Annotated in this window: 19 protein-coding genes; 12 read left to right on the top strand and 7 right to left on the bottom strand. The window is 64.3% G+C overall.

From position 1 onward, the window contains the following. The first annotated feature begins 22 nt into the window (after positions 1-22). Positions 23-1,336, top strand: a complete 1,314-nt coding sequence (locus tag BN1143_RS16065; RefSeq protein ID WP_010636210.1) for a sodium-dependent transporter — start codon at positions 23-25, stop codon at positions 1,334-1,336. Between the two features lie 5 nt (positions 1,337-1,341). On the opposite strand, the gene BN1143_RS16060 is transcribed toward BN1143_RS16065, so the two are convergent. Further along, on the bottom strand, positions 1,342-2,061 hold the full coding sequence (locus BN1143_RS16060) for a substrate-binding periplasmic protein (RefSeq protein ID WP_042051374.1): 720 nt from the start codon (positions 2,059-2,061) through the stop codon (positions 1,342-1,344). A gap of 431 nt (positions 2,062-2,492) precedes the next feature. On the opposite strand from BN1143_RS16060, the gene BN1143_RS16055 reads away from it, so the two are divergent. Continuing rightward, on the top strand, positions 2,493-3,806 hold the full coding sequence (locus BN1143_RS16055; protein WP_042051373.1) for a sodium-dependent transporter: 1,314 nt from the start codon (positions 2,493-2,495) through the stop codon (positions 3,804-3,806). 31 nt (positions 3,807-3,837) lie between these two features. Here the strand turns inward: BN1143_RS16055 and BN1143_RS16050 are convergent, their stop codons facing one another. From BN1143_RS16050 to BN1143_RS16030, 5 genes are all read right to left on the bottom strand, one after another. Continuing rightward, positions 3,838-5,463: a response regulator gene (locus BN1143_RS16050; RefSeq protein WP_042051372.1), complete on the bottom strand. Its 1,626-nt coding sequence runs from the start codon at positions 5,461-5,463 to the stop codon at positions 3,838-3,840. Positions 5,464-5,530: 67 nt separating this feature from the next. Next, entirely contained in the window at positions 5,531-6,313 is a 783-nt protein-coding gene (locus BN1143_RS16045) for a DUF3142 domain-containing protein (protein ID WP_042051371.1), read from the bottom strand. Then, entirely contained in the window at positions 6,283-8,328 is a 2,046-nt protein-coding gene (locus BN1143_RS16040) for a PA5441 family protein (RefSeq protein WP_042051370.1), read from the bottom strand. The genes BN1143_RS16045 and BN1143_RS16040 overlap by 31 nt, the downstream gene beginning before the upstream one ends. A gap of 93 nt (positions 8,329-8,421) precedes the next feature. After that, positions 8,422-8,886: a hypothetical protein gene (locus BN1143_RS16035; protein ID WP_042051369.1), complete on the bottom strand. Its 465-nt coding sequence runs from the start codon at positions 8,884-8,886 to the stop codon at positions 8,422-8,424. 42 nt (positions 8,887-8,928) lie between these two features. Then, positions 8,929-10,305, bottom strand: coding sequence for an aminotransferase-like domain-containing protein (locus BN1143_RS16030; protein WP_042051368.1), 1,377 nt, complete (start codon positions 10,303-10,305; stop codon positions 8,929-8,931). Between the two features lie 117 nt (positions 10,306-10,422). Here BN1143_RS16030 and BN1143_RS16025 point away from each other — a divergent pair, with 117 nt between their 5' ends. The 10 genes from BN1143_RS16025 to putP all read left to right on the top strand — a co-directional run bounded on the left by BN1143_RS16025 (position 10,423) and on the right by putP (position 22,155). Beyond that, positions 10,423-11,019, top strand: coding sequence for a LysE family translocator (locus BN1143_RS16025; RefSeq protein WP_005304811.1), 597 nt, complete (start codon positions 10,423-10,425; stop codon positions 11,017-11,019). 124 nt (positions 11,020-11,143) lie between these two features. After that, positions 11,144-11,734, top strand: coding sequence for a LysE family translocator (locus tag BN1143_RS16020; RefSeq protein WP_042051367.1), 591 nt, complete (start codon positions 11,144-11,146; stop codon positions 11,732-11,734). 170 nt (positions 11,735-11,904) lie between these two features. Next, positions 11,905-12,597 (top strand): aspartate/glutamate racemase family protein, encoded by a 693-nt coding sequence (locus tag BN1143_RS16015; RefSeq protein ID WP_042051366.1) that lies wholly within the window; start codon positions 11,905-11,907, stop codon positions 12,595-12,597. A 251-nt stretch (positions 12,598-12,848) separates the two neighbouring features. Next, entirely contained in the window at positions 12,849-14,453 is a 1,605-nt protein-coding gene (gene cueO, locus BN1143_RS16010; RefSeq protein ID WP_042051365.1) for a multicopper oxidase CueO, read from the top strand. Between the two features lie 155 nt (positions 14,454-14,608). Beyond that, positions 14,609-15,715: a 1-acyl-sn-glycerol-3-phosphate acyltransferase gene (locus BN1143_RS16005; RefSeq protein ID WP_010636222.1), complete on the top strand. Its 1,107-nt coding sequence runs from the start codon at positions 14,609-14,611 to the stop codon at positions 15,713-15,715. A gap of 309 nt (positions 15,716-16,024) precedes the next feature. Beyond that, on the top strand, positions 16,025-16,495 hold the full coding sequence (locus tag BN1143_RS16000) for a NanQ anomerase/TabA/YiaL family protein (RefSeq protein ID WP_005304798.1): 471 nt from the start codon (positions 16,025-16,027) through the stop codon (positions 16,493-16,495). A 174-nt stretch (positions 16,496-16,669) separates the two neighbouring features. Next, on the top strand, positions 16,670-17,869 hold the full coding sequence (locus tag BN1143_RS15995) for an acetate kinase (RefSeq protein WP_042051364.1): 1,200 nt from the start codon (positions 16,670-16,672) through the stop codon (positions 17,867-17,869). A gap of 123 nt (positions 17,870-17,992) precedes the next feature. Next, on the top strand, positions 17,993-19,234 hold the full coding sequence (locus BN1143_RS15990; protein WP_005304793.1) for a mechanosensitive ion channel family protein: 1,242 nt from the start codon (positions 17,993-17,995) through the stop codon (positions 19,232-19,234). A 187-nt stretch (positions 19,235-19,421) separates the two neighbouring features. Continuing rightward, the gene (locus BN1143_RS15985) at positions 19,422-20,348 is read left to right on the top strand and encodes a L,D-transpeptidase family protein (RefSeq protein ID WP_026141444.1); all 927 of its coding nucleotides are present in this window, start codon (positions 19,422-19,424) and stop codon (positions 20,346-20,348) included. A 289-nt stretch (positions 20,349-20,637) separates the two neighbouring features. Further along, positions 20,638-22,155, top strand: coding sequence for a sodium/proline symporter PutP (gene putP, locus BN1143_RS15980; RefSeq protein ID WP_017766278.1), 1,518 nt, complete (start codon positions 20,638-20,640; stop codon positions 22,153-22,155). 155 nt (positions 22,156-22,310) lie between these two features. On the opposite strand, the gene BN1143_RS15975 is transcribed toward putP, so the two are convergent. After that, the gene (locus BN1143_RS15975; protein WP_017780495.1) at positions 22,311-22,913 is read right to left on the bottom strand and encodes a hypothetical protein; all 603 of its coding nucleotides are present in this window, start codon (positions 22,911-22,913) and stop codon (positions 22,311-22,313) included. Positions 22,914-22,944: the final 31 nt, after the last annotated feature.

Raw genomic sequence — 22,944 nt, 5'->3', positions numbered from 1 at the left:
GGGCCCCACGGTTGGAGTTCTTATGAAGCAGTCCCAATGGTCATCCCGGCTCGGTTATATCCTGGCCGCCGCCGGTTCAGCAGTCGGTCTCGGCGCTATCTGGAAGTTCCCCTATGTGACGGCCGCCAACGGCGGCGGCGCCTTCCTGCTGGTGTTTTTGCTGTTCAGCTTCACCCTGGGGGTGGCGGTGCTGATGGGGGAGACGCTGCTCGGCAGCCTGAGCCGGCGCGGGGTGGTGGGAGCCTTCGGTGAGCTGATGGGCAAGCGCTGGCGCTGGGTCGGTGCCATGGGGCTGCTCAGCAGCCTGCTCATCTACAGCTTCTACAGCGTGGTGGGCGGCTGGACCCTGGGCTACACCGGCATGGCGCTGGCGGGCAGCCTGCAGCACGGCGATGGCGCGGCCCTGACCGCCCGCTTCAACGACTATGTGGGGGATCCGCTGTGGCCGGTGCTGACCCACCTGCTGTTCGCCGGGCTCACCTGGTGGTTCGTGCAGGGGGGCGTGCAGAAGGGGGTGGAGCGCACCCTGCGCTGGATGATGCCAGCCCTCTTCATCATGATCCTGATGCTGGTGGCCTTTGGCCTCACCCTGCCCAATGCCATGGCCGGGGTACGCCACTTCCTGATGCCGGACTTCAGCAAGCTCGGCATGTCCGGCGTGCTCGATGCCATGGGGCTGGCGTTTTTCTCCCTCTCTATTGGTCTGGGCATCCACACCACCTATGGCGCCTATCTGCCCTCCAGCGAGGGGGTCGGCCGCTCCAGCCTCTGGGTGGTATTGCTGGCAAGCCTCATCGCCGTGCTGGCGGGCTTGATGATCTTCCCTGTGCTGGCGGCCACCGGCATCGATCCCGCCTCCGGCCCTGGTCTTACCTTCATGACCATGCCGGCGGTGTTCCAGCAGTTGCCGTTCGGCCAGGGGCTGGCGGTGGTGTTTTTCGCCCTGCTGGTGGTGGCGGCACTCTCGTCTGCCATCTCGCTGCTGGAGCATCTGCAGTGCTTCGTCAGCGAGAGTCTGGGCTGGTCACGACGGGCCGCCTGCAGCCTGATCACCGCGCTGGTGATGGCCAACGGCATTCCGGTCAGCCTGTCGTTCGGCCCCTGGGCGGACGTGACCCTGTTTGGCAAGAACATCTTCGAGCTGCTCGACTTCGTCACCTCCAACCTGATGATGCCGATGTTCGGGCTGGCGCTCACCCTGCTGCTGGGCTGGCGGCTCGGTCGCCAGGCGCTGCCCGCCGGCCTGGCCCTGCATTGGCACACCCTGCTGATGGGCTGCTGGCGCTGGCTGGCACCGCTGCTCATCGGCGGCATCCTGGTACGCGGGCTGGTATAACCGGTTCAGGGATGAAGAGGGGCCGGCGTCGCCTGTGGGTGGCGGGCCCGCACCTTGTCGACGGCGGCCTGCCAGCGGGCGATCACGGCGTCATCCTCGCTCTTCGAGAAGACGATGTAGAGCCAGTTCTCCTGCAGCAGCAGCCCGGAGTTCACCACGCTGCGGGGGGAGAACTTCATCTTGGCCAGGATGGCCGGCATGATCTGATCCCCCATGGGGAAGGCGTCTATCTTGCCGAGCACCAGGAGCTCGATGGCATCTTCGATGGTCTGGCAGCGCACCAGGTTGGTGTAACCCTCCCGGGTGAGCAGTTCGTCATCGGCGTTGCCGAGCAGCACGCCGACCCGCGGCAGCTTGCGCAGCTGGGCCAGATTGGTCAGCGGCTTGCTGCCTCTGGTCTGGTAGATCACCACCCGGTTCGGAAACAGCGGCCCCACCCACTTGAACTGGGACTCCCGATGGGGCGTGCGCAGGATGACGAACAGGGCGAAGCCGGGTTCGACCCGGGTCAGGGCGAGCGCCCGCTTGAGGGGGTAGATCTTGATGGGGTAGTGGACCCCCATCTCCTGCTGGACTTCCTGCACCAGCTGCACCGCCAGCCCGCCGAGCTTGCCGTTACTGGTGTGGGTAAAGGGGGGCAGCTCGTGGCTGATGAGGGTCAGCGGGGGTTGCGGTGTGGCCAGCGCCAGGGTGGGCAGCAGTAGCCAGGGCAGCAGCCAGTTCATCCAGTATCCGGTCAGGTGCGTCACGTCGGTGCATCCATGTTGCGCAAGGGGGTCGCCACGGGCGGTCGCTGACCGGCCTGCCGAGGCTAACTCTATTATTGCTCAAGGGATTGGGCTGCCTGATGATCTTTGCCGGCGGTGGCAGAGAATCCCTTTTTGAAGGGGGGGATGAAAAAAAGTTGATCGCGTTGTGTCAATTTTTCTTTCCATGGTTTAGGCTGTGATCCCGTTTGGCATTCAGGCCCGCTTATTCATGTCACCCCGCTGCGCACTGTTCGGTCGATTTTTTGGCTCGCAAGAGAGGTGACCTTGCACGCACAGCTTGTCTGAATGTTCATTGCAAAGGTCGCCACCAGGCGGCCTTTTTTGTTGCCCGCACCGTGCGGTTATCCATGGAGTATCGATGTGATGTTGTCTTGCCCGGAGGTTGTATGAGCCAGGTTCAGTGGTCTTCCCGTCTCGGTCATGTGCTGGCAGCCGCCGGTTCGGCGATCGGTCTTGGCGCCATCTGGAAGTTTCCCTATGTGACCGCCACCAACGGCGGCGGCGCCTTCCTGCTGGTGTTTCTGCTGTTCAGCTTCACCCTGGGGGTAGCGGTGCAGGTGGGGGAGACCCTGCTCGGCAGCCACAGCCAGCGCGGGGTGCTCGGTGCCTTCCGCAAGCTGGTGGGGCCGAACTGGCGCTGGATGGGTTACATGGGGATCCTGTGCGGCTTCTTCATCTACAGCTTCTATAGCGTGGTGGGGGGCTGGACCGTGGGATACGCGGCCCTGGCCATCGGTGGCGAGCTCAACCTGAGTGAGGCGAATGCCCTCACCGCCCTCTTCACCGGCTACGTGAGCGATCCCCTCTGGCCGATCATCACCCACCTCATCTTCGCCGGGCTCACCTGGTGGTTCGTGCAGGGGGGGCTGCAGAAGGGGGTGGAGCGGGCGCTGCGCTGGATGATGCCGGCCCTGTTCGTGATGATGCTGCTGCTGGTGGTGACCGGCCTCTCCATGCCGGGAGCCATGACCGGGGTACGCCAGTTCCTGCTGCCCGACTTCAGCCAGCTTACCGGCCAGGGAGTGCTGGATGCCCTGGGGCTCGCCTTCTTCTCTCTCTCCATTGGCCTGGGGGTACACACCACCTACGGCGCCTACCTGCCGAACAGTGACGGCGTGCTGCGCTCCGGCGTCTGGGTGGTGACGCTGGCAAGCCTCATCTCGGTGCTGGCGGGGCTGATGATCTTCCCGGTGCTCGCCTCCACCGGCATCGATCCGACCGCCGGCCCCGGCCTCACCTTCATGACCATGCCGGCGGTGTTCAACCACCTGCCGTTCGGCCAGGGGCTGGCAGTGGTCTTCTTCCTGCTGCTGCTGGTGGCGGCGCTCTCCTCCTCCATCTCCATGCTGGAGCACCTGGTGCGCTTCACCACCGAGGAGTGGGGCTGGTCGCGCCGTGGCGCCTGCCGGGTGCTGACCCTGCTGATCATGGCCTGCGGCATTCCGGTGAGCCTGTCGTTCGGCCCCTGGGCCGAGTACACCCTGTTCGGCAAGACCATCTTCGATGTGCTGGACTACCTCACCTCCAACCTGATGATGCCGCTGTTCGGCCTGGTGCTGACCCTGCTGCTGGGCTGGCGACTGGGGGATCGCATGGTGCCGGCGGATCTCTCGCCAGTGTTGCGGTTCTGCCTGCTCTGGTGCTGGCGGCTGGTGGCCCCGCTGCTGATCGGCGGGATCCTGGTGCGGGGCTTGCTGTAAGAGCGGCCCGGCGCTGGCCGGGCCTGAGGGCCTAGTTGGGGGGCGTGGTGGGCAGGCGGGTATTGAGGTGTGAGCGGATCTGCAGCAGCGTCTTCTGGTACTCCTTGGCATGATGCTCCATGAAGGAGGCGCTGTGGTTGAGACGCCGCTCCAGCCGGTCTACCAGCAGCGCCACCCTGGGGGCTGCCATGCCGGCCGGCCAGCACAGTTGCAGCAGCTCCAGCAACTGCCAGGCATCGCCAGGCAGGGCCGGGAACTCCTCCTGTAGCGTCAGCGCATACTGCACGGCCAGCTGATGCTGGCCCGCCGCGTTGGCCCGCTGCCGCTCCTGGCGCAGATAGGTCAGCCGCAGCTCGCGCCGCTCCAGTTGTTTCGTCAAGTCGATGACGACCTGCTTGAACAACTGTTGCAGCAGCGGGGCCGGGGCGACCCTGGCCTGATACTGGCCGAGCTGGGTCAGGTAGCGTTTGGCGTGGTGGGGCAGGCCGCAGAACTGGCTGACGGCGAAGCCGAGCAGCTGGTTGAGGTGGTTGTCCCGCACGCTCTCCGGCGGGTGCTTGGCCAGCAGCAGCAGGGCCTCGTCGAAGCGGTAGTCCAGGCTCAGCATCAGCGCCTTGAGCAGGGCGTCCTCATGAGCCCGCAGGGTGACTGCCTGGTTGAGGTAGCGATACTCCTGCTGCAGTGAGCTGATCCTGGCGGCGCTCGGGTAGTGCCAGAGTACCGCCAGGCTGACATTGAGGATGAAGTTCTCGATGGATACCCGCAGCTTGTGATCGGCAAAGAAGCGCAGGCTGAGGGCATTGGCCTGCTCCAGCGCCTTGCCCTCATCCTTGATCAGCAGTGCCAGCAGAATGGCCGCCTGACGCCACTCCGGTTGCCAGGCGTTTTTTTGCAGCAGATGGCCGAGCACGTCCCAGGCCGCCTCCCACTGCCCCTCGTGCAGCAGACAGGCCAGCGCCAGCTCCAGCTGCAGGGCGGGCGGCAGCCGCTCCCGGTTGCGGGCCAGATCCTTGCGCGCGCTCTCCAGCCTGCCGAGTCCCAACAGGGCGTAGATCAATCCCTTGCGCGGCCACCAGGCGTCATATTCCGTAGTACAGACAGCGTAGTGCTGGGAGGCATGGAAGTGATCCTGCCATTGCAGCAGCATGTAGCCCTTGCTCCGGTCCAGCTGTTGTCCCAGCTCCCGATACTTCTGCTGCTCATAGAGCAGGTCCTCGCACAGGGCACAGCTCAGTTGCCACTCCCTGAGCCGCATCGGGGCCGGCAGGGCCCGGGTCAGCCCGGTCAGCTGTACCAGCTCGTGCAGGCGGGTGGTCAGTTGCTCCTGGGTAAAGGGGATGGTCAGCTGCAGCGAAAAGTAGAGATCCGAGGGGGGATAGTGGAGTGGCTCCGGGTCTGCATTGAGCAACAACAGTACGCAGCCCGGCTCCAGTAGCCCCAGATAGTGAGCCTCCTGCAGCATGCGCACTCCCTCCAGGTCCTGGTGATGGCTCTGGTGGCAGATGATGGCGTCGAACGACTGCTGGCGCAGCAGGGTTGGCAGGGTTGCCAGCTCCTTGCAGTGGGTCAGCTGGGTTGATGCTATGCCCTGCTGGCTCAGCCCCTGGGAGAGCGCCGTGCTGAGCATGGTGTCGTCTTCGATCAGGAGGATCTGCATCCTTGGCACTCCTTGGCCGGTTCAGGATCGGAACAAGTATGGCATGTGATGGAGTCAAAAAGAGCTATTACTCTGTTACAGAGGTGCCGTGCCGGTCAACCCCTCGTCCGAGCTCACTGCGGTGGGGGGAGGGCGCCGGATTGACAAGAAACACCACCACGCCGCCATAGGCCGCCTCGTCGGCCAGCCTGCTTTCCCACGTTTGATCCCATTCGCCTCCCTGCACCAGCCCCACCTTGAAGGGGAGGGTCAGCCGCGTCAGCGCCTGCAGGTAGCGCGCGTAGCCGGGTTCGGTGCGGCGGCCACGGTAGGTCTGCACCACCAGCTCGTCGACCGTGCCGGCGAGGGCGTTGAGGGTCGCCACATCGCCGGTGCGGGTCCAGTCCAGCAGGCCTGTGATGCTGATGGCGCAGCCGGCGGGCAGCTGGCTGCGCAGTTTGCGCAGGAAGTCGCCATAGTCCGCCAGCCGGTGGGTGCGGGCATCAAAATCAATCTGGACGCCGCGCACCTCATTGCCCTTGAGCTGCCAGGATGCCAGCTGGTTGGTCAGGCTCTTGAGCAGGGCCTCATCCCAGTCGAGCCGCTCCACCCGATAGGCGAGCCAGAGCTCCTTTACCGGCAGCTTGCTCGGCGCTATGCCCTGCCCCTGAAAACGCACGGGCTGGCGCGCATCGAGGGGGCCTATCTCCCCCTGATGCAGATAGAGCCGCTGGGCCTGCTGCAGCACCGGCTGGGGCCTGACCCCGGCCCACAGCCAGAACTGGCGGTAGTGGCTCGCCTCGACGGCGGCGCTGGCCTCGGCGCTCAGCAGCGCCAGCATCACCAGTAATATTTGAGCTGTTTGGCCCACTGGCTCGTTCCGTACTGGCGTTTGAGGGTGTTGAACCAGCCTTTGCGTTGGCTGATGGGGATTTCCTGGCTGCCGCAGCTGTTGTTGCCGCTCGGGGCATAGCAGTTGATGGCGCGATAGAGGGCGTAGGCCTTATCTTCCTTGGCGGCCTTGGGGTTGGCGATCACCTGTTGATACCAGTCGAGCCGGCTGCGCTGCTGACCGGCAAACAGATCCCGGCTGCCCGCCAGGGTGTCGGCCCCCGGCCGCTGCAGGAGCGGATCCCAGTCCAGTCCCTTGCTCAGGAAGAACTCGCCGAGGCAGTTGAGCGCCTTGGGGGAGCTGGGGTTGTCCGCCAGGGTGGTGACCACCGCGGTGAGCGCCGGGCATTGATACTCCAGGCTCCCTTGCCAGTCGAACGGGGCGGCCAGCGGGGCCAGCGCCAGATCCTGCAGGAAGCCCCGGTAGTCGCCGTGGGTCAGCTGCTTGTAGCGCAGGGTGTGGCCGGCCCGCTGGCGCAGGGGGTCGGAGGCCTGCTCATCCTGCACCATGCGGCGCAGCAGCGGGGCCGGCGCCACGTACTCCAACAGCGGAATGCGGTAGTGATCGCTCTGGATGGGGCTCTCCTTGGCGAACACCTGTTCCAGCCGGCCGGCTCGCTCCAGGGTCATGGCCAGCGCCAGCTGCAGCAGCTGATCCTGCAAGGGGGTGGGCTGGCTGGCGAGCAGGGCGCGCCACTGCTGCTCCGCCTCGGGCAGTGCCTGACTGGCCGCCAGCGCCATGCCCTTGAGCACTTGCTGGCTGAAGGCCAGGTTGTCGAGAGGCCCCTTGCCGAGGGCGGGAGCGGCGGCGATGACGGCAGCATAATCCTTGGCCAGATAATAACGCTCGGCCTGCTGCAGGTAGGCGAGCCAGGCCGGGTTGCCGGCAAACTGGGCGCTCTGCTGCGCCAGCTCGCCGCTTTGCAGCGGCTGCCACTCGTCCCAGCTCTCGTGCAGCCGCAGCCTGCGCAGATCCTGCACCAGGGTCAGCTGCGGCATGGCGGCTGAGCCGGTGAAACCGGGCTGCATCAGCAGCTTGAGGTCTATTTCGTTGAGCAGCTCCGGGTTGCCCGGCTGGCGGCTCGCCTGCTGGAACAGGCCGGCCAGCGCCGCATCGTCCCCCTTGAACCAGGCGAGCCGGCGCAGCAGCCCGTTGGCGGAGTCGAGATAGCGCCCCTCTGGGTAGTGGCTGTGATAGTCGGCGATGAACTGCTCGGCGCGCTGCACGGCGGCCTGGTCAATCTGGTTGCGATCCAGGGTGCCCCAGTCATCGAAGGCGCTTTGCTGTGACTGGTTGAGGGCGACCCGGATCCGCATGTAGTCCGCCGTCTCTTTCAGCCAGGGCTGATCCTGCCCGGCGAGGGCGGCAAATTGCACATCGGCCTGCGCGAACTCCCCCTGATAGAAGAGTCGGCTGGCGGCCAGGTAGTCGGCAAAGCCCTGGCCGGCGGCCGACAGCGGCGCGGCCTTGGCTTCTGGCGCCGTTTCGACCTGCTGGGCGCACTGGCCCAGCATGGCCAGCCGCTGGCGGGCCAGCTGGCTACGCTCGTCGGCACCCAACGCCGGGGTGTCGACCAGCGCCTGCAGGAAGGCTTCGGCCGCGACCGGGTTGTTGCTGATGCAGCGCCCCTCGCTCCAGCCGGCGGCCCGCTCCAGGGCGGCCTGGGTGGTGCGCTGCTCGATGCCAAGACCGGCGGCCAGCGCCAGCAGGGGATCCGGCCCGGCGGGGGTCGGGTTGAGCAGGGCCGGGTTGAGCAGCTCCTCGATGGCGAAGGGGAGCGGCAGCGGCGCCTTGGGCAGCGAGAAGGCCTGCTCATCGGCCAGCAGCAGCGCCAGGTTGGTGCGGGTATCGTTGTCGGGGGAGAGGAACGGCAACCCGTTCAGGTGGCACTGGGCGGCGGTCAGTTGCAGGGTGAGCGGCGTCTCGCAGCCATCCGGGCCGCAGGCCAGGGCGGGCAGGCTGCAGAGGGCCAGCCACAGGGGAGTCAGTTTCATGGGCGCTTCCAGCAGGAGTCGGGATGCTGGCACGCTACAAGATGCCTTCACCCCTTTCAACTGACCATAGGGGCAGGTCGGCCGGCGGCTGGCCTACTGCAGGCCGGGCCCCTTGGCCGAAAAGGGGCAGTCGCGCTGCTGGATCAGTTGTTCTCCCGAGCCCGCCGCCCCCTGCCAGTGCAGGGCGAGCTGGCCGAGGCGGCCCAGGTGGCGCAGCTCGAATTCGTAGCGCAGGCAGGGCTCGGTGAGGGGCAGGCTGGCCATGCCGGCCGGCAGTTGGTAGTCGTAGCGCAGCAGGGGGCCGTCTGTCAGCATGCTGCGGCTGGGTAGCAGTCCTTGTGCCGTGGGGACGGGGGTGGTCAGCCGGCGGCGCAGGCTCAAGGGAGCGTCAATCGCCTTCTGGTAATGGAGGCCGTTCATGGCCGCCAGCTCCTCCTCCAGCCGCTGCAACTCCCCCTCCAGCCCGCTCAGCGCCGCCCCCAGCTGTTGATGAGCGGGGGAGGCGCAGCCCCCCAGCAGCAGGGTGAGGAGCAAAAGCGGGGCGCGGGTCGGGTGCATGGGCTCTCCTTTGAGCGCACGGATGGGCTGGGCCGGGGCTGACTATAGCAGGGTATTGGTGGGCGGCGCGGTGCGCAGCAGGCCAGCGAGCCGCTCCAGCGCCTCGGCGACGCGGGCGTCGGTGGCCGGCTGGCTCAGGCTCAGCCGCACCCCCTGCGGCGCTGCGAACTGGCCAGCGGCGAAGTGTTCCCCGCTGGCCACCCCGACGTCAAGGGCGTTGGCGGCCTCGGCAAACTCCTGGCTGCGCCAGGGCTCGGGCAGCGGCAGCCAGGCGTGCATGGAGCCCGCCTGCCAGCAGGCCTCCGGCAACAGGTGGCGCAGCAGCTCGCCGCGACGTGCCAGGATCTGCCGTTGCTGCTCTACAAGAGGCATGATCTGGCGCTGGCTCACCAGCTTGCAGGCCAGCTCGATGAGCAGCGGGCTCACCATCCAGCTCGACAGCCGCATCGCCTGGGCGAAGGCGCCGCGCAAGTGGGGCGGGGTCAGCACGAAGCCGACCCGCAGGCCACCGCAGGCGATCTTGGCCAGGCTGCCCAGATAGATGACCCGCTCCGGCGCCAGGTTGACCAGCGGCGTCACCGGCTGCTGGGGCAGCAGGCCGTTGACATCGTCCTCGATGATCAGCAGGTCGTGACGGCGGGCGATGGCGATGATGGCCTCGCGCCGCGCCAGGCTCATGGTGGCGGTGGTGGGATTCTGCAGGGTGGGGGTGAGGTAGAGCAGCTTGGCGCGGCGGGTGCGGCAGGCTGCCTCCAGCGCGTCGGGCAGCAGCCCCTCCTCGTCCATCGCCAGCCCCACCACCTGATTCTTCAGCTGGCGGGCATTGCCCAGCATGCCGGGGTAGCTGAGCCCTTCGCAGAACAGGGTCTCCCCCACGCAGCCGGTGGCCAGCAGGGAGAGCATGATGCCGTGCTGGGCGCCGTGGCTGAACAGCAGATACTCCTCGCAGCCCGCCACCCCTTGCTCGGTCAGCCAGTCGATAAAGAGCTGGCGCTGGCTGGGCTGGCCCGCCTCCTTGTCATAACCGAGCAGGGCGTTGAGATCCCCGTCCGCGACTTCCGCCAGCATGGGCCGGATGATGGCGGCTCGATCCAGCTGCACCGGCAGGTTCTGCCACAACTCGATGCGGTGCCCCTCCTCCTTGCGGATCACCCAGGCGTTGGCCGGATCCTCATTCTCCCCCTTGACCCAGGTGCCATGGCCGACCCGGGCGGCCAGCAGCCCGCGCCGCTCCGCCTCGCCATAGGCGCGGGTGACGGTGCCGACGGTGACCCCCAGCCTGTCCGCCAGCGCCCTGTGGGTGGGCAGCCGGGTCTGGGCCGGCAGAGAGCCGTCCTGAATGGCCTGCTCGATGGCCTTCACCAGCTTGAGGTAGAGCGGGCCGGCGAAGGGGGTGAGGTCTGGGGTCCAGATTGTCATGGTGACAATAAATCCATTGATCGAAATGTATCGGCAATATAGCGTGATTTTGAACCCGATAACAATCAAAAACAGCACATTGTATCGATACAATGTGCGCAGTTCAGGAGTACAAAGATGACGATCGAATGGTATGCCACCCTGTTTGGCTTTGCGGTGCTCACCTGTGGCACGCCGGGCCCCAACAACCTCATGCTGACCGCCTCCGGCGCCAACTTCGGGGTGCGCCGCACCCTGCCTCATCTGATCGGGGTGGCGGTGGGCCAGCCGGTGCTGCAGATGGTGCTGGCGCTGGGGCTCTACCCCCTGTTCGAGCGCTGGCCGCTGCTGCGTCTCGGCCTGCAGATCTTCGGCAGCCTTTATCTGCTGTGGCTGGCATGGCGCATCGCGGTGGCCGGCGCTCCCGGTGATCCGGCCCGGCGCGCCCGTCCGCTGACCCTGCTGGAGGGGCTGGGCTTCCAGTTCCTCAACCCCAAGGCCTGGATGATGGGGATCTCCGCCATCAGTCTGTTCAGCCTGCCCGGTGCCAGCTACTGGCCGAGCCAGTTCGCGGTGATGGCCATGTTCGTGCTGGTGGCGCTGCCGGTCTGCTTCGTCTGGGTGCTGTTCGGCCATCAGCTCAGCAACTGGATCAGCACGGATCGGGGCTGGCGCCGGCTCAACGGCAGCCTAGGGGCGCTGACTGCGCTCTGCGTGGTGATGCTCTGGTACTGAGCCTTGCCAGAAGCCGCATAAAGATGCGAAGAAAGTGCATTTGCGGCCTTGTCTGACGGGCACCGGCTCTGCATATTAGAAGGCTTGTCGCCGAGTCGGCGCCCTGCATCATCAAGAGGTTGAGATGGATCTGAACTGGTTGCTTCCCCTAGCGGGCTTTGCCCTCATCACTTGCGGCACGCCGGGCCCCAACAACATGCTGCTCACCAGCGCCGGTGCGGCCCAGGGCTTTCGCCGCAGCGTGCCCCTGCTGGTGGGGGTGGTGGGGGGGATCAATCTGATGATCCTGGCCACGGCGCTGGGGCTGGGGGTGATGTTCGAGCAACTGCCGCTGCTGCACGACGGGCTCAAGCTCATCGGCTCGGCCTACCTGCTCTGGCTGGCCTGGAAGGTGGCGACCGCCAGCGGCCCGGCCGAGGGCAATCGGCCGCTGATCCCGGCCCATCAGGGGGCCATGCTGCAGCTGCTCAACCCCAAGGCGTGGATGATGGCGCTCTCCGCCATCAGCGGTTTCACCCTGGCGGGGGAGGCCTACTGGCCCTCCGCCATCTGGGTGCTCGGCATCTTCTTCGTGACCGGCCTCTATACCGGGGCCTTCTGGGTGCTGTTCGGTGCCCAGGTTCGCCGGCTCATTCGCACCGCCAGAGGCTGGCGTCGTTTCAATCTCGGCATGGGGATCGCCACGGCGGCCTGCGTGCTGATGATCTGGATTTAGTCCGGGCCTGTGCCCGGGCCTTTACCGGCTGTCTTGTTGGCCCTGCGGGGCCTTTTTTATTCACGGGGCGGTGCGATGATGCGCGCCGCCCTCTGTCTGGTGTGCACGATCGGTTCACACGATCGGTTTGCTCGATTGATTCACACGATCGGCTTACACAAGGAGGTCCCATGAAATGTATCGGTCTGCTGGGTGGCATGAGCTGGGAGTCCACTGTCAGCTACTATCAGGCGCTCAACCGGGGCGTGCGAGCACGGCTCGGCGGCCTGCACTCGGCGCGGGTGCTGCTGAGCAGCGTCGACTTTGCCGAGATAGAGCGGCTGCAGCATATCGGGGACTGGCCCGCCACCGCCCGTCTGCTGGCGGCCGAGGCGCGGGCCATCCAGGCCGGTGGCGCCGATTTTCTGCTGATCGGCACCAACACCATGCACAAGGTGGCGCCCGAGATTGAGGCTGCCATCGACATCCCACTGCTCCATATCGCCGATGCCACCGCACGTCAGCTGCAAGCGGACGGGATCCAGAGGGTCGGCCTGCTCGGCACCCGCTTCACCATGGAGCAGGAGTTCTACAAGGGGCGCTTGCAGGAGAAGTTCGGGCTGGAGGTGCTGGTGCCGCAGGAGGCCGAGCGGGAGCGGGTGCATCGCATCATCTATGACGAGCTGTGTCTCGGCGACATTCGCGACGCCTCGCGGGCCGAGTACCTGGCCATCATCCGCGCGCTGGCCGACGCGGGCGCCCAGGCGGTGATCCTCGGCTGCACCGAGATAGCCTTGCTGGTGGGAGAGGCCGACGCCGCGGTGCCGCTCTACGACACCACTGCGATCCACGCCGAGGCGGCGGTGAGTCTGGCGCTGGCTTGACGACCATGGCTCTGCTGGCAAGCAGGTGAGGCAGATAGTGGGTTGGAAAATGCCGGCGCCACGGTGCCGCTCTACGACACCACCACGATCCACGCCGAGGCGGCGGTAAGCCTGGTGCTGGCTTGACGACAGGGGTCTGCTGGCAAGCGGATAAGCCAGAAACTGTCCGGCCGCCGGCTCGGCAGGGCTTGACCTTGCCGCAGGGTTGCTGCATAGGCTGAAGGTCCGCTTTGGCCAACGAGGAACGACTCATGCAGCGTCGCGATTTTCTCAAACTCTCCACCGCCGTCGGCATCGCCGGTGCCTTGCCCTGGTGGGGACGGGCGCTTGCCGCCGAGCGCCCAGCCCTGCCTATTCCTGCGTTGCTGGAGGCGGACGCCAGCGGCCTGTTCCAGCTCAGGGCCCAGCCGGGCCAGATGCAGTGGCGACGCCAGCCGACCCGCAGCTGGGGCTACAACGGCAACCTGCTCGGCCCCACATTGCGTGCCCGCCAGGGGCAGGCGGTGCGAGTCCGGGTCGCCAACCAGCTGGCGGAGACCACCACGATACATTGGCACGGGCTGGAGGTGCCGGGCACCGCCGATGGCGGCCCGCAGGCCAGCATCCCCTCCGGCAAAGAGTGGCAGGCGGCGTTTCGCATCGAGCAGCCGGCGGCCACCTGCTGGTATCACCCCCATACCCACGGACAGACCGGCCATCAGGTGGCCATGGGGCTGGCCGGGCTCTTCATCCTCGACGACGAGGAGAGCCTGCGGCTGCCGCTGCCGCAACGCTGGGGGGTGGACGACATCCCGCTGGTGCTGCAGGACAAGCGCCTCGATGGGCGGGATCAGGTGGACTACCAGCTGGACGTGATGAGCGCCGCGGTCGGCTGGTTCGGCGATCTGATGCTGATCAACGGCGCCGTCTATCCGACCCACGACGCCCCCCGCGGCTGGCTGCGGTTGCGGTTGCTCAACGGCTGCAATGCTCGCTCCCTCACGCTGGCGACCAGCGATGGCCGCCCCTTGTATGTGATCGGCAGCGATGGCGGCCTGCTGGCGGAGCCGGTGGCGTTGAGCGAGCTGGCGCTGCTGCCGGGGGAGCGCTTCGAGGTGATGGTGGATGCCCGCAATGGCCAGGCGTTCGACCTGCTCACCCTGCCGGTGCGCCAGATGGGGATGACCCTGGCGCCGTTCGATGCGGCTCTGCCGCTGCTGAGGATCCGGCCCTCCCTGATCGAGGGCAAGGGGCGCCTGCCGGACAGCCTGGCCCGGCTGCCGGCGCTGCCTGCCACTCAAGGCTTGCCGAGCCGCACCCTGACCCTGTCGATGGATCCCGAACTGGACCGGCAGGGGATGCAGGCGCTGATGAGTCGCTACGGCCACGGTGCCATGGCGGGCATGAGCATGGAGCATGGCGATACGGGCAGCATGGCCGGGATGAAGATGGACGGGCAAGGCGACGGGATGGCCGGGATGGATCATGGCGACATGGCCGATATGACGCAAGCGGGCGGCGCGCTGGACTTGCACGGCGGCAACCGCATCAACGGCCAGGCCTTCGCCATGAACGACCCGCAGTTTGCGGTCAAGCGCGGCCGCACCGAGCGCTGGATCATCTCGGGGGAGGGGGACATGATGCTGCACCCCTTCCACATTCACGGCACCCGTTTCCGGATCCTGAGCGAGAACGGTCAGCCGGTGGCCCCCCATCGCGCCGGCTGGAAGGATATCGTCAAGGTGGAGGGCGGGCGCAGCGAGGTGCTGGTGCGCTTCGATCACACGGCGCCGAAGGAGCGGGCCTACATGGCTCACTGCCATCTGCTGGAGCATGAAGACACCGGCATGATGCTCTCGTTCACGGTGGAAGAGTGAAATAATGGCCCGTTCGGGGCCATTGTTTTTTACTGGTCAGATCTCACTATCTGGCTGCGCCGCATACCCCTCGGCATAAAAGCGTGTAAAATTGCGCCCTGAATTTTCCGGCCGGCGCACGCCGGCCGCGACTCCTTACACGCAAGGCTGACATTGTGACAGAAGTAGATAGATTCGCGGACATTCGCCCCTACCGCGATGAGGAAGTACCGGCAGCCATCGAGCGGCTGATCCGGGATGATGAATTCATCGGCGCCATCGCCAAGTATCGCTTCGGCTCCCTGATGAGCTGGCTGGGCTGGGCCATTCGCCCGCTGATCCGCCAGTTCCTGCGCTACAAGTGGTCCAAGGTGACCACCATCCATCAGGTGCAGATGGGGGTGACCCGCTACATGAGCCGGATGATCGCCACCTCCACCCAGGGGGTGACCTTCTCCGGGCTTGAGCATCTTAAAAAAGAGCAGGGCTACCTGTTCGTCTCCAACCACAGGGACATCGCCATGGATCCGGCGTTCGTCAACTGGGGTCTGCACACCCATGGTTTCGATACCGTGCGCATTGCCATCGGCGACAACCTGCTGCGCAAGCCTTGCGCCACCGAGCTGATGAAGCTCAACAAGAGCTTCATCGTCAAGCGCTCCGCCAAGGGGCCGCGGGAGATGATGAAGGCGCTCGGCGAGCTGTCGGCCTACATCGGCCAGTCGGTGCACGAAGGCCACTCCATCTGGATCGCCCAGAAGGAAGGGCGCGCCAAGAACGGCGATGACAAGACCGACCCGGCCATCCTCAAGATGTTCTATGTGGATGGCAAGAAGCAGAAGATCGAGTTCGTCGACTACATGCGCAGCCTCAATATCGTGCCGGTCAGCATCAGCTATGAGCTGGATCCCACCGACAAGGCCAAGGCGCGCGAGCTCTACGAAAAGTCCATCAACGGCAGCTACGAGAAGGGCGAGTTCGAGGACATCGAGAGCATAGTCGCCGGCATCGTCGGCCAGAAGGGGCGGGTACACGTCTCCTTCGGCGCCCCCATCACCGAAGGCTTCAGCGATCCGGACGAACTGGCGGCGCTCATCGACAAGGCGATCTGGGGCAACTACCGCCTCTTCCCGGGCAACTACCTGGCTGCGGATGTGGCAGGCCACGCCAATACCATCGAACAGGCCGCCTTCCTGAGCCGTCAGTCCGAGGTACCGGAAGAGCACAAGGCCATCTGGCGTGCCATGTACGCCAAGCCGGTGGAGAACGCCGCCAAGGCTTGAATGACACCGGTTTTGACCAGGTGATGCGAAAAAAACGGGAGCTGATGCTCCCGTTTTTGCGTCTGGTCAAAGTCGCCGGCAATGGAGTAGTGAATAATATTGTTTCAGCTGGTACGATCACCCGGCGAACGCGCTTGCCCCGCTTGGCAAGCCGAGGATGAGTGTGTAACAGTGCACTCACCACGCCGGAGAGAGCCATGGCTCCATCCCGGTCTGCACGGATAGCAGACGGTGTGACACAAGGACCTTCAACGGGTCCTTTTTCATTTTGCGGCTAAGATGTCGCCTGAATACACCTAAGGAAGCGCCATGATCACCGGCAGTCTGAATACCTTGCAGCGTACGCCGCTGCCCGCCCCGCTCGACCGCATCCTGGTCGAGGTGGTGCAAAGCGTCGACCGGTGGCGGCATGCCCCGCTCGGCAAGCAGGAGGTCGACGGCCTCAAGCTGTTCTGTCTGGTGAGCGAAGAGCTGACCGAGCCGGCGGCGGATCGCCGTGGCGAGTTCCATCAGCAGTACCTGGACATCCAGCTGCTGCTCGCCGGCGAGGAGTGGATCGGGGTCGGCCCGCACACCTACGCGAGCGAAGGGGCGGATCACCCCCATCCCGACCTCTGGTTCGTCGACGACGAACAGACCAGTTATCTGGCGTTGCAGCCCGGCGACTTCGCCATCTTCTGGCCGGGAGAACTGCATCGCCCCCTCTGCACCCCCAACCCGCCGGCCAAGGTGAAGAAGCTGGTGGTCAAGGTGCACCGGGATCTGCTGGCCGGCCTGTAACCGCTGGCGCAGCCTGGCTGAGACGAGTGGCCGGAATCATCCGGATTTGCACTTAACATATTGAAAAATTGGGCGCACTTTCCTGCGACCATAAGCCCCCGGCAGGGGAATCCCATCCACTTTGGATGACACGACACTGTCGGCATAAAGCCGAAGCACAGGAAGATGTAGAACATGAGCAAGTTGGTATTGATCCTTAACTGCGGTAGCTCTTCCCTGAAATTTGCCGTAATGGACGCCGAAACAGGTGAGGACATGCTGTCCGGCCTGGCCGAATGCTTCAATCTGGATGATGCACGTATCAAATGGAAACTCCACGGCGTCAAGGGCGAGGCCATGCTGGGCGCGGGTGCCGCGCACCAGGAAGCCCTCGACCACATCGTGGGTCACATCCTGCCGCAGGATCCGACCCTGGCCGAGCAGCTGGTGGCCATCGGCCATCGCATCGTGCACGGCGGCGAGCAGTTCTCCCGTTCCGTTCGCATCGATGACAGCGTGATTGCCGGCATCGAAGCCGCCATTCCGTTCGCTCCCCTGCACAACCCGGCGCACCTCATCGGCATCCGTGCCGCCCTCAAGGTCTTCCCGGCGCTGGCAGAGAAGAACGTGGCTGTGTTCGACACCGCCTTCCACCAGACCCTGCCAGAGGAAGCCTACCTCTACGCGCTGCCCTACAAGCTTTACAAAGAGAACGGCATCCGTCGTTACGGCGCCCACGGCACCTCTCACCGCTTCATTGCAGAAGAGACCGCCAAGGCGCTGGGCAAGCCGCTCGAAGAGCTCAACATCATCAACTGCCACCTGGGTAACGGTGCCTCCGTCTGCGCCATCCGTGGCGGCGAATCCGTCGACACCTCCATGGGGCTGACCCCGCTGGAAGGGCTGGCGATGGGTACCCGCTCCGGCGACATCGACCCCGCCGTGGTCTTCTTCATGCACGACCAGCTCGGTTACAGCGTGGAGCAGATCAACCACACCCTGACCCGTGAGTCCGGCCTGCTGGGCATGACAGAGGCGAGCAGCGACTGCCGCTACGTCACCTCCAACTACGCCACCGACGCCGGTGCCAAGCGTGCGCTGGATGTGTTCACCTACCGGGTGGCCAAGTATGTCGGCGCCTACGCTGCCGCCATGGACGGTCGTCTGGATGCCCTGGTGTTCACCGGCGGTATCGGTGAAAACGCCGCCATGGTGCGCGAGATGGTGCTGGCCCGTCTGGCCCTGTTCGGCTTCAAGATCGACAAGGAAGCCAACAACGCCGCCGTGCTGGGCGGCGAGGGCCCCATCACCGCCGAAGGCAGCCGCCTGGCGCTGGTGATGCCCACCAACGAAGAGCTGGTCATCGCCCGCGATGCCCTGAGCCTGGTCGGCTGACGCCCCCTCGCTCCCAGACAACGCCCGGCCCCTGCCGGGCGTTGTCGTTTGTGGGCCGGTGCCCATTTGACATGGGGTGGCAGATACGTACCCTGACCGCAGTTTCACGCACAGGAGGATGGGATGAAGGAGACGATTTTTCGCTGGCTGGCCGGGCTAGGACTGGAGGTGACCGGCATGACGGGGCTGGTGATCGCCCTCGGCTTTATCGTGCTCACCTCGCTGGTGCTGCACATGCTGCTGCACCGGGTGTTGCTGGTGCGGCTGGTGGGCGTGCTCGGCAAGACCATGCAGGTGTGGCTGCCGCCCCAACTGCAGCAGCGGCTGTTCTACCGGCTCGCCTTCGTGCTGCAGGGGGCCGTGCTGCTGGGGCAGGCCGAGATCTGGCTGCCGCGCGACTCCGAAAGCCTGCAGCTCATCGAGACGGTGGCCCAGCTCTGGATCCTGCTGTTCCTGCTGCTGGCGCTGTTCGCCCTGCTCGACTGCCTGCTGTCGGTGAGCCGCTACACCCGGCTCGGGCGGGATCTGCCCCTGCGCGGCATCTTCCAGGGGGTGAAGCTGGTGGGCAGCATCCTGGTGGGCATCCTGATGATCGCCCTGCTGCTCGGCAAGTCGCCGCTGTTCCTGTTCAGCGGCCTGGGTGCCATGACCGCGGTATTGATGCTGGTGTTCAAGGACCCCATCCTCGGGCTGGTGGCCGGTATCCAGCTCTCCGCCAACCGTATGCTGAGCGTCGGTGACTGGCTGCAGATGGACAAGTACGGCGCCGATGGCGAGGTGACCGACATCGGCCTCACCACGGTCAAGGTGTCGAACTGGGACAAGACCATCACCACCATCCCCACCTATGCCCTCATCTCCGACTCCTTCAAGAACTGGCAGGGGATGACAGAGTCGGGCGGGCGGCGCATCAAGCGCAGCGTCAACATCGACATGACCAGCGTGCGCTTCCTGACGGCGGACGAGCAGCTGCAGCTCAAGCAGGCCCAACTGCTGGCGCCCTATCTGAGCCGCAAGGAGCAGGAGCTGAGCGCCTACAACCAGCAGCTGAGCGACGCCATCAGCTGCCCCATCAACGGCCGCCACCTCACCAACCTCGGCACCCTGCGCGCCTATCTGGACGCCTACCTGCGCGCCCACCCCGGCATTCGCAAGGACATGACCCTGATGGTGCGCCAGCTGGCACCGACCACGGACGGCCTGCCGCTGGAGATCTACTGCTTCACGGCGACCACCGCCTGGGCCGATTACGAAGGGATCCAGGCCGACATTTTCGACCACATTTTTGCCATCATCGAGCAATTTCATCTGCGGTTGCACCAATCTCCCACAGGTTACGATATGCGCGCCTGGCAAAAGGGGTGAACGGCCATCAGACAAGGGCTGGCGGCGGATAAAAAAAGCGATATTAATCGCTGACCCGCCGCCACTTGTCAGTTGAAATTTGCCCGGCAGAGGAGAAAAATGGCGGCCTTCTCTTCGCCCCCCGGATCGCCCGCCGCTCCCGGGTCAGCCCAGAGTCTTGAACCACGTCATCCATTACAGGAAAGTTATGAAGCTCCTCCACACTACTGCGGCCCTGCTGTGCTGCAGCCTCCTTTTGGGCGCCGCGCCTGCGCTCGCTGTTGAATACGCCCTGCCTGCGGCCAACAGCCGCCTGGTGGGTGAAAATCTGGAATACGTGGTCCCGGCCGAAGAAAACGGCCAGCCGCTGGAGGCCGCCGCCGCCAAATTCCAGCTGGGGCTGACCAACATGCTGGAGGCCAACCCCAAGGCGGATCCCCTGCTGCTGCAGACCGGCGAGAAGCTGATCGTGCCGCACCAGCTGATCCTGCCGGATGCGCCCCGTGAAGGGATCGTGCTGAACGTGGCCGAGATGCGCCTCTACTACTACCCGAAAGGCAAGAAAGTGGTGGAAGTGCTGCCCATCGGCATCGGCCAGCTTGGCACCGACACCCCGGAAAACTGGGTGACCAGCGTGCAGCGCAAGAAGGCGGGCCCGACCTGGACCCCGACCGCCAAAATGCATGCCGAATATGCCGCCCGTGGCGAGACCCTGCCGGCAGTATGGCCGGCCGGCCCGGACAACCCCATGGGGCTGTTCGCGCTCTACATCGGCAAGATGTACGCCATCCACGGCACCAACGCCCAGTTCGGCATCGGCCTGCGGGTGAGCCACGGCTGCGTGCGCCTGCGCAACGACGACATCGAGTACCTGTTCAAGAAGGTACCGGTCGGTACCCGCGTGCAGTTCGTCAACCAGCCGATCAAGGCCAGTGTCGAGCCGGATGGCCGCCGCTACCTGGAAGTACATCAGCCGCTCTCCCGCAATCAGGAGGAGTTCAACTCCAGCCTGCCTGCGCCGCTGCCGATGACCCCGGCGGTGACCCGCTTCATCGCCCACGCCGACAGCGACTCCCAGCTGGTCAAGCAGGCGCTGGAGCAGCGCAGCGGCATGCCGATCGCGATCAATCGCTGATTGGCGCCTGCCGAGATGGCCCCGACTTCTGGTCGGGGCTTTTTTTTTGCCGCCGTGGCGGGATCGAGCCCCTGAACATGCCCGGTGGATAAGCAGTTGCTGCGTCAGGATAAAATCTGGCGGAACGGGGCAAAGCTGGTCTGTTGGTTAAAGATGAAACGTTTATATTGTGTTTTCTGTTTGTTAAAAAAGGTTGAGGTCATGGGATCTGCTGATTAAGCTAGGGCGGTTTTTTTAAGGAAGAGTCCGTCGTCAGAACGGGCACACACGTCACATAACGGAGTTTTGAATGACAGCCAGCACCCCCATGCTTATCACCTTTCTGGTGTACATCCTCGGGATGGTTCTGATCGGCTTTATCGCCTATCGCGCCACCCGCAACTTTGACGACTACATTCTCGGCGGCCGCCGGATGGGGAGCTGGGTGACCGCCCTCTCCGCCGGTGCCTCCGACATGAGCGGCTGGCTCCTGATGGGCCTGCCGGGCGCCGTCTTCATCGGCGGCATCTCCGAGAGCTGGATCGCCATCGGCCTCACCCTGGGTGCCTATCTCAATTGGCGCTGGGTCGCCGGCCGGCTGCGGGTACATACCGAGAAGAACCGCAACGCCCTGACCCTGCCGGACTACTTCACCTACCGCTTCGAGGACAAGAGCCGGGTGCTGCGCATCCTCTCCGCCCTGGTGATCCTGCTGTTCTTCACCATCTACTGCGCCTCCGGCGTGGTGGCCGGTGCCCGCCTGTTCGAGAGCACCTTCGGCATGAGCTATGACACCGCCCTCTGGGTCGGTGCCGCGGCCACCATCACCTACACCTTCTTCGGCGGCTTCCTCGCGGTGAGCTGGACTGATACCGTGCAGGCCACCCTGATGATCTTCGCCCTGATCCTCACCCCGGTGTTCGTCATCATCGCGGTGGGCGGCATCGACACCGCCATGGTGCAGGTGGCGGCGCAGAACGCCGGCAACCTCGACATGTTCAAGAACCTGGACTTCATCGCCATCATCTCGCTGATGGCCTGGGGCCTGGGCTACTTCGGCCAGCCCCACATCCTGGCGCGCTTCATGGCGGCGGACTCCCACCACTCCATGACCAATGCCCGTCGCATCAGCATGACCTGGATGGTGCTGTGCCTGGGCGGTGCCGTGGCCATCGGTTTCTTCGGCCTCTCCTACTTCTCCACCTTCACCGAGCAGGCTGGCGGCGTGACTGCTAACCCGGAGCGGGTCTTTATCGAGCTCTCCAAGATCCTGTTCAACCCCTGGATCGCCGGCGTGCTGCTCTCCGCCATCCTGGCGGCGGTGATGAGTACCCTCAGTTGCCAGCTGCTGGTCTGCTCCAGCGCCATCACCGAGGATCTCTACAAGCCGTTCCTGCGCAAGAACGCCTCCCAGCAGGAGCTGGTGTGGGTCGGCCGCGCCATGGTGCTGGTGATCGCACTCATCGCCATCGCCGTTGCCATGAACCCGGAAAACCGGGTGCTGGGGCTGGTGAGCTACGCCTGGGCCGGCTTTGGCGCCGCCTTTGGCCCCGTGGTGCTGCTCTCCGTGCTCTGGTCGCGGATGACCCGCAACGGCGCCCTGGCGGGCATGCTGGTGGGCGCCCTGACCGTCATCGTCTGGAAGCAGTTCGGCTGGCTGGGGCTCTATGAAATCATCCCCGGCTTCCTCTTCTCCGGACTCGCCATCCTGGTGTTCAGCCTGTTGGACAAGGCCCCCTCCAAGGCCATGCTGGAGCGCTTCGACGACGCCGAGCGCGAGTTCCAGACTCCGCCGGATGCGCTGGGTCAGCCTGCAACCGTCAACTGAGTTGGTTACTGCCGATAACAAAAAGCCCCGCGATGCGGGGCTTTTTTATGGCGCTTAGTTGGGCATAGTCTGCGGCTGCAAAGCTGCTCGAGGGACCACTTTAGTTCTCTATTAACGTTGACTACTTTCTTGAGCCGTGTATTGGAGTTTGGTTTTCACCAACTAAACCCTTCCATTAACGCTATGAAGTCACTGCCACTATTAGTAATTTCGTACTCGAGTTTGTCATTGTGGCTCAGTGATTCTGGAGTAAAACAGTAAAAGCCGACAAACTGTAATCTTTGAGATAAAGATGCTTCCGTAGAAGATGACAGATCACCACCCTCGACACAATGTTTCTTTAAATCACTAACGGAACACATTGAAATGACATAAAGGTAAGCCTCGAAGTCATTCAAAGTTATTTTCTCTTCCACTAAACTCCTGAATATGTGACCAATAATCTTACATTTAATAAGCTCATGCTGAGAGTCAATGTGTAGGATAAGAGTGCTTGCAATTTTTTCAGCGGATTCAGTATTTTCTAAAGCCCAACTATTCCACCTGACGAAATGCGCTCTATTTACGTTGTAAAAGGTCTCGTAAAAGCTGACTACCTTTCTATAAAAAATTTTATCGCTAATAGTTGTCTTGATATTGTAAAGGCTAACTAAGTTGTTAATTATTGGTATGTCTTTTAAAAGACCATCTTTTAATATGTAGTCGAGAACGACCTCTGAGTTATTAACGATAATATCTTTAAAATCGCTGTTTTTCATATACTATCATATCCGCATTTTAACCGTATTT

The organism is Aeromonas dhakensis (genome assembly GCF_000820305.1).
In the GTDB taxonomy this organism is placed as follows: domain Bacteria; phylum Pseudomonadota; class Gammaproteobacteria; order Enterobacterales; family Aeromonadaceae; genus Aeromonas; species Aeromonas dhakensis.
Note: the sequence above shows the minus strand (reverse complement) of the source record. Positions and strands in the feature narration are given on the sequence as shown.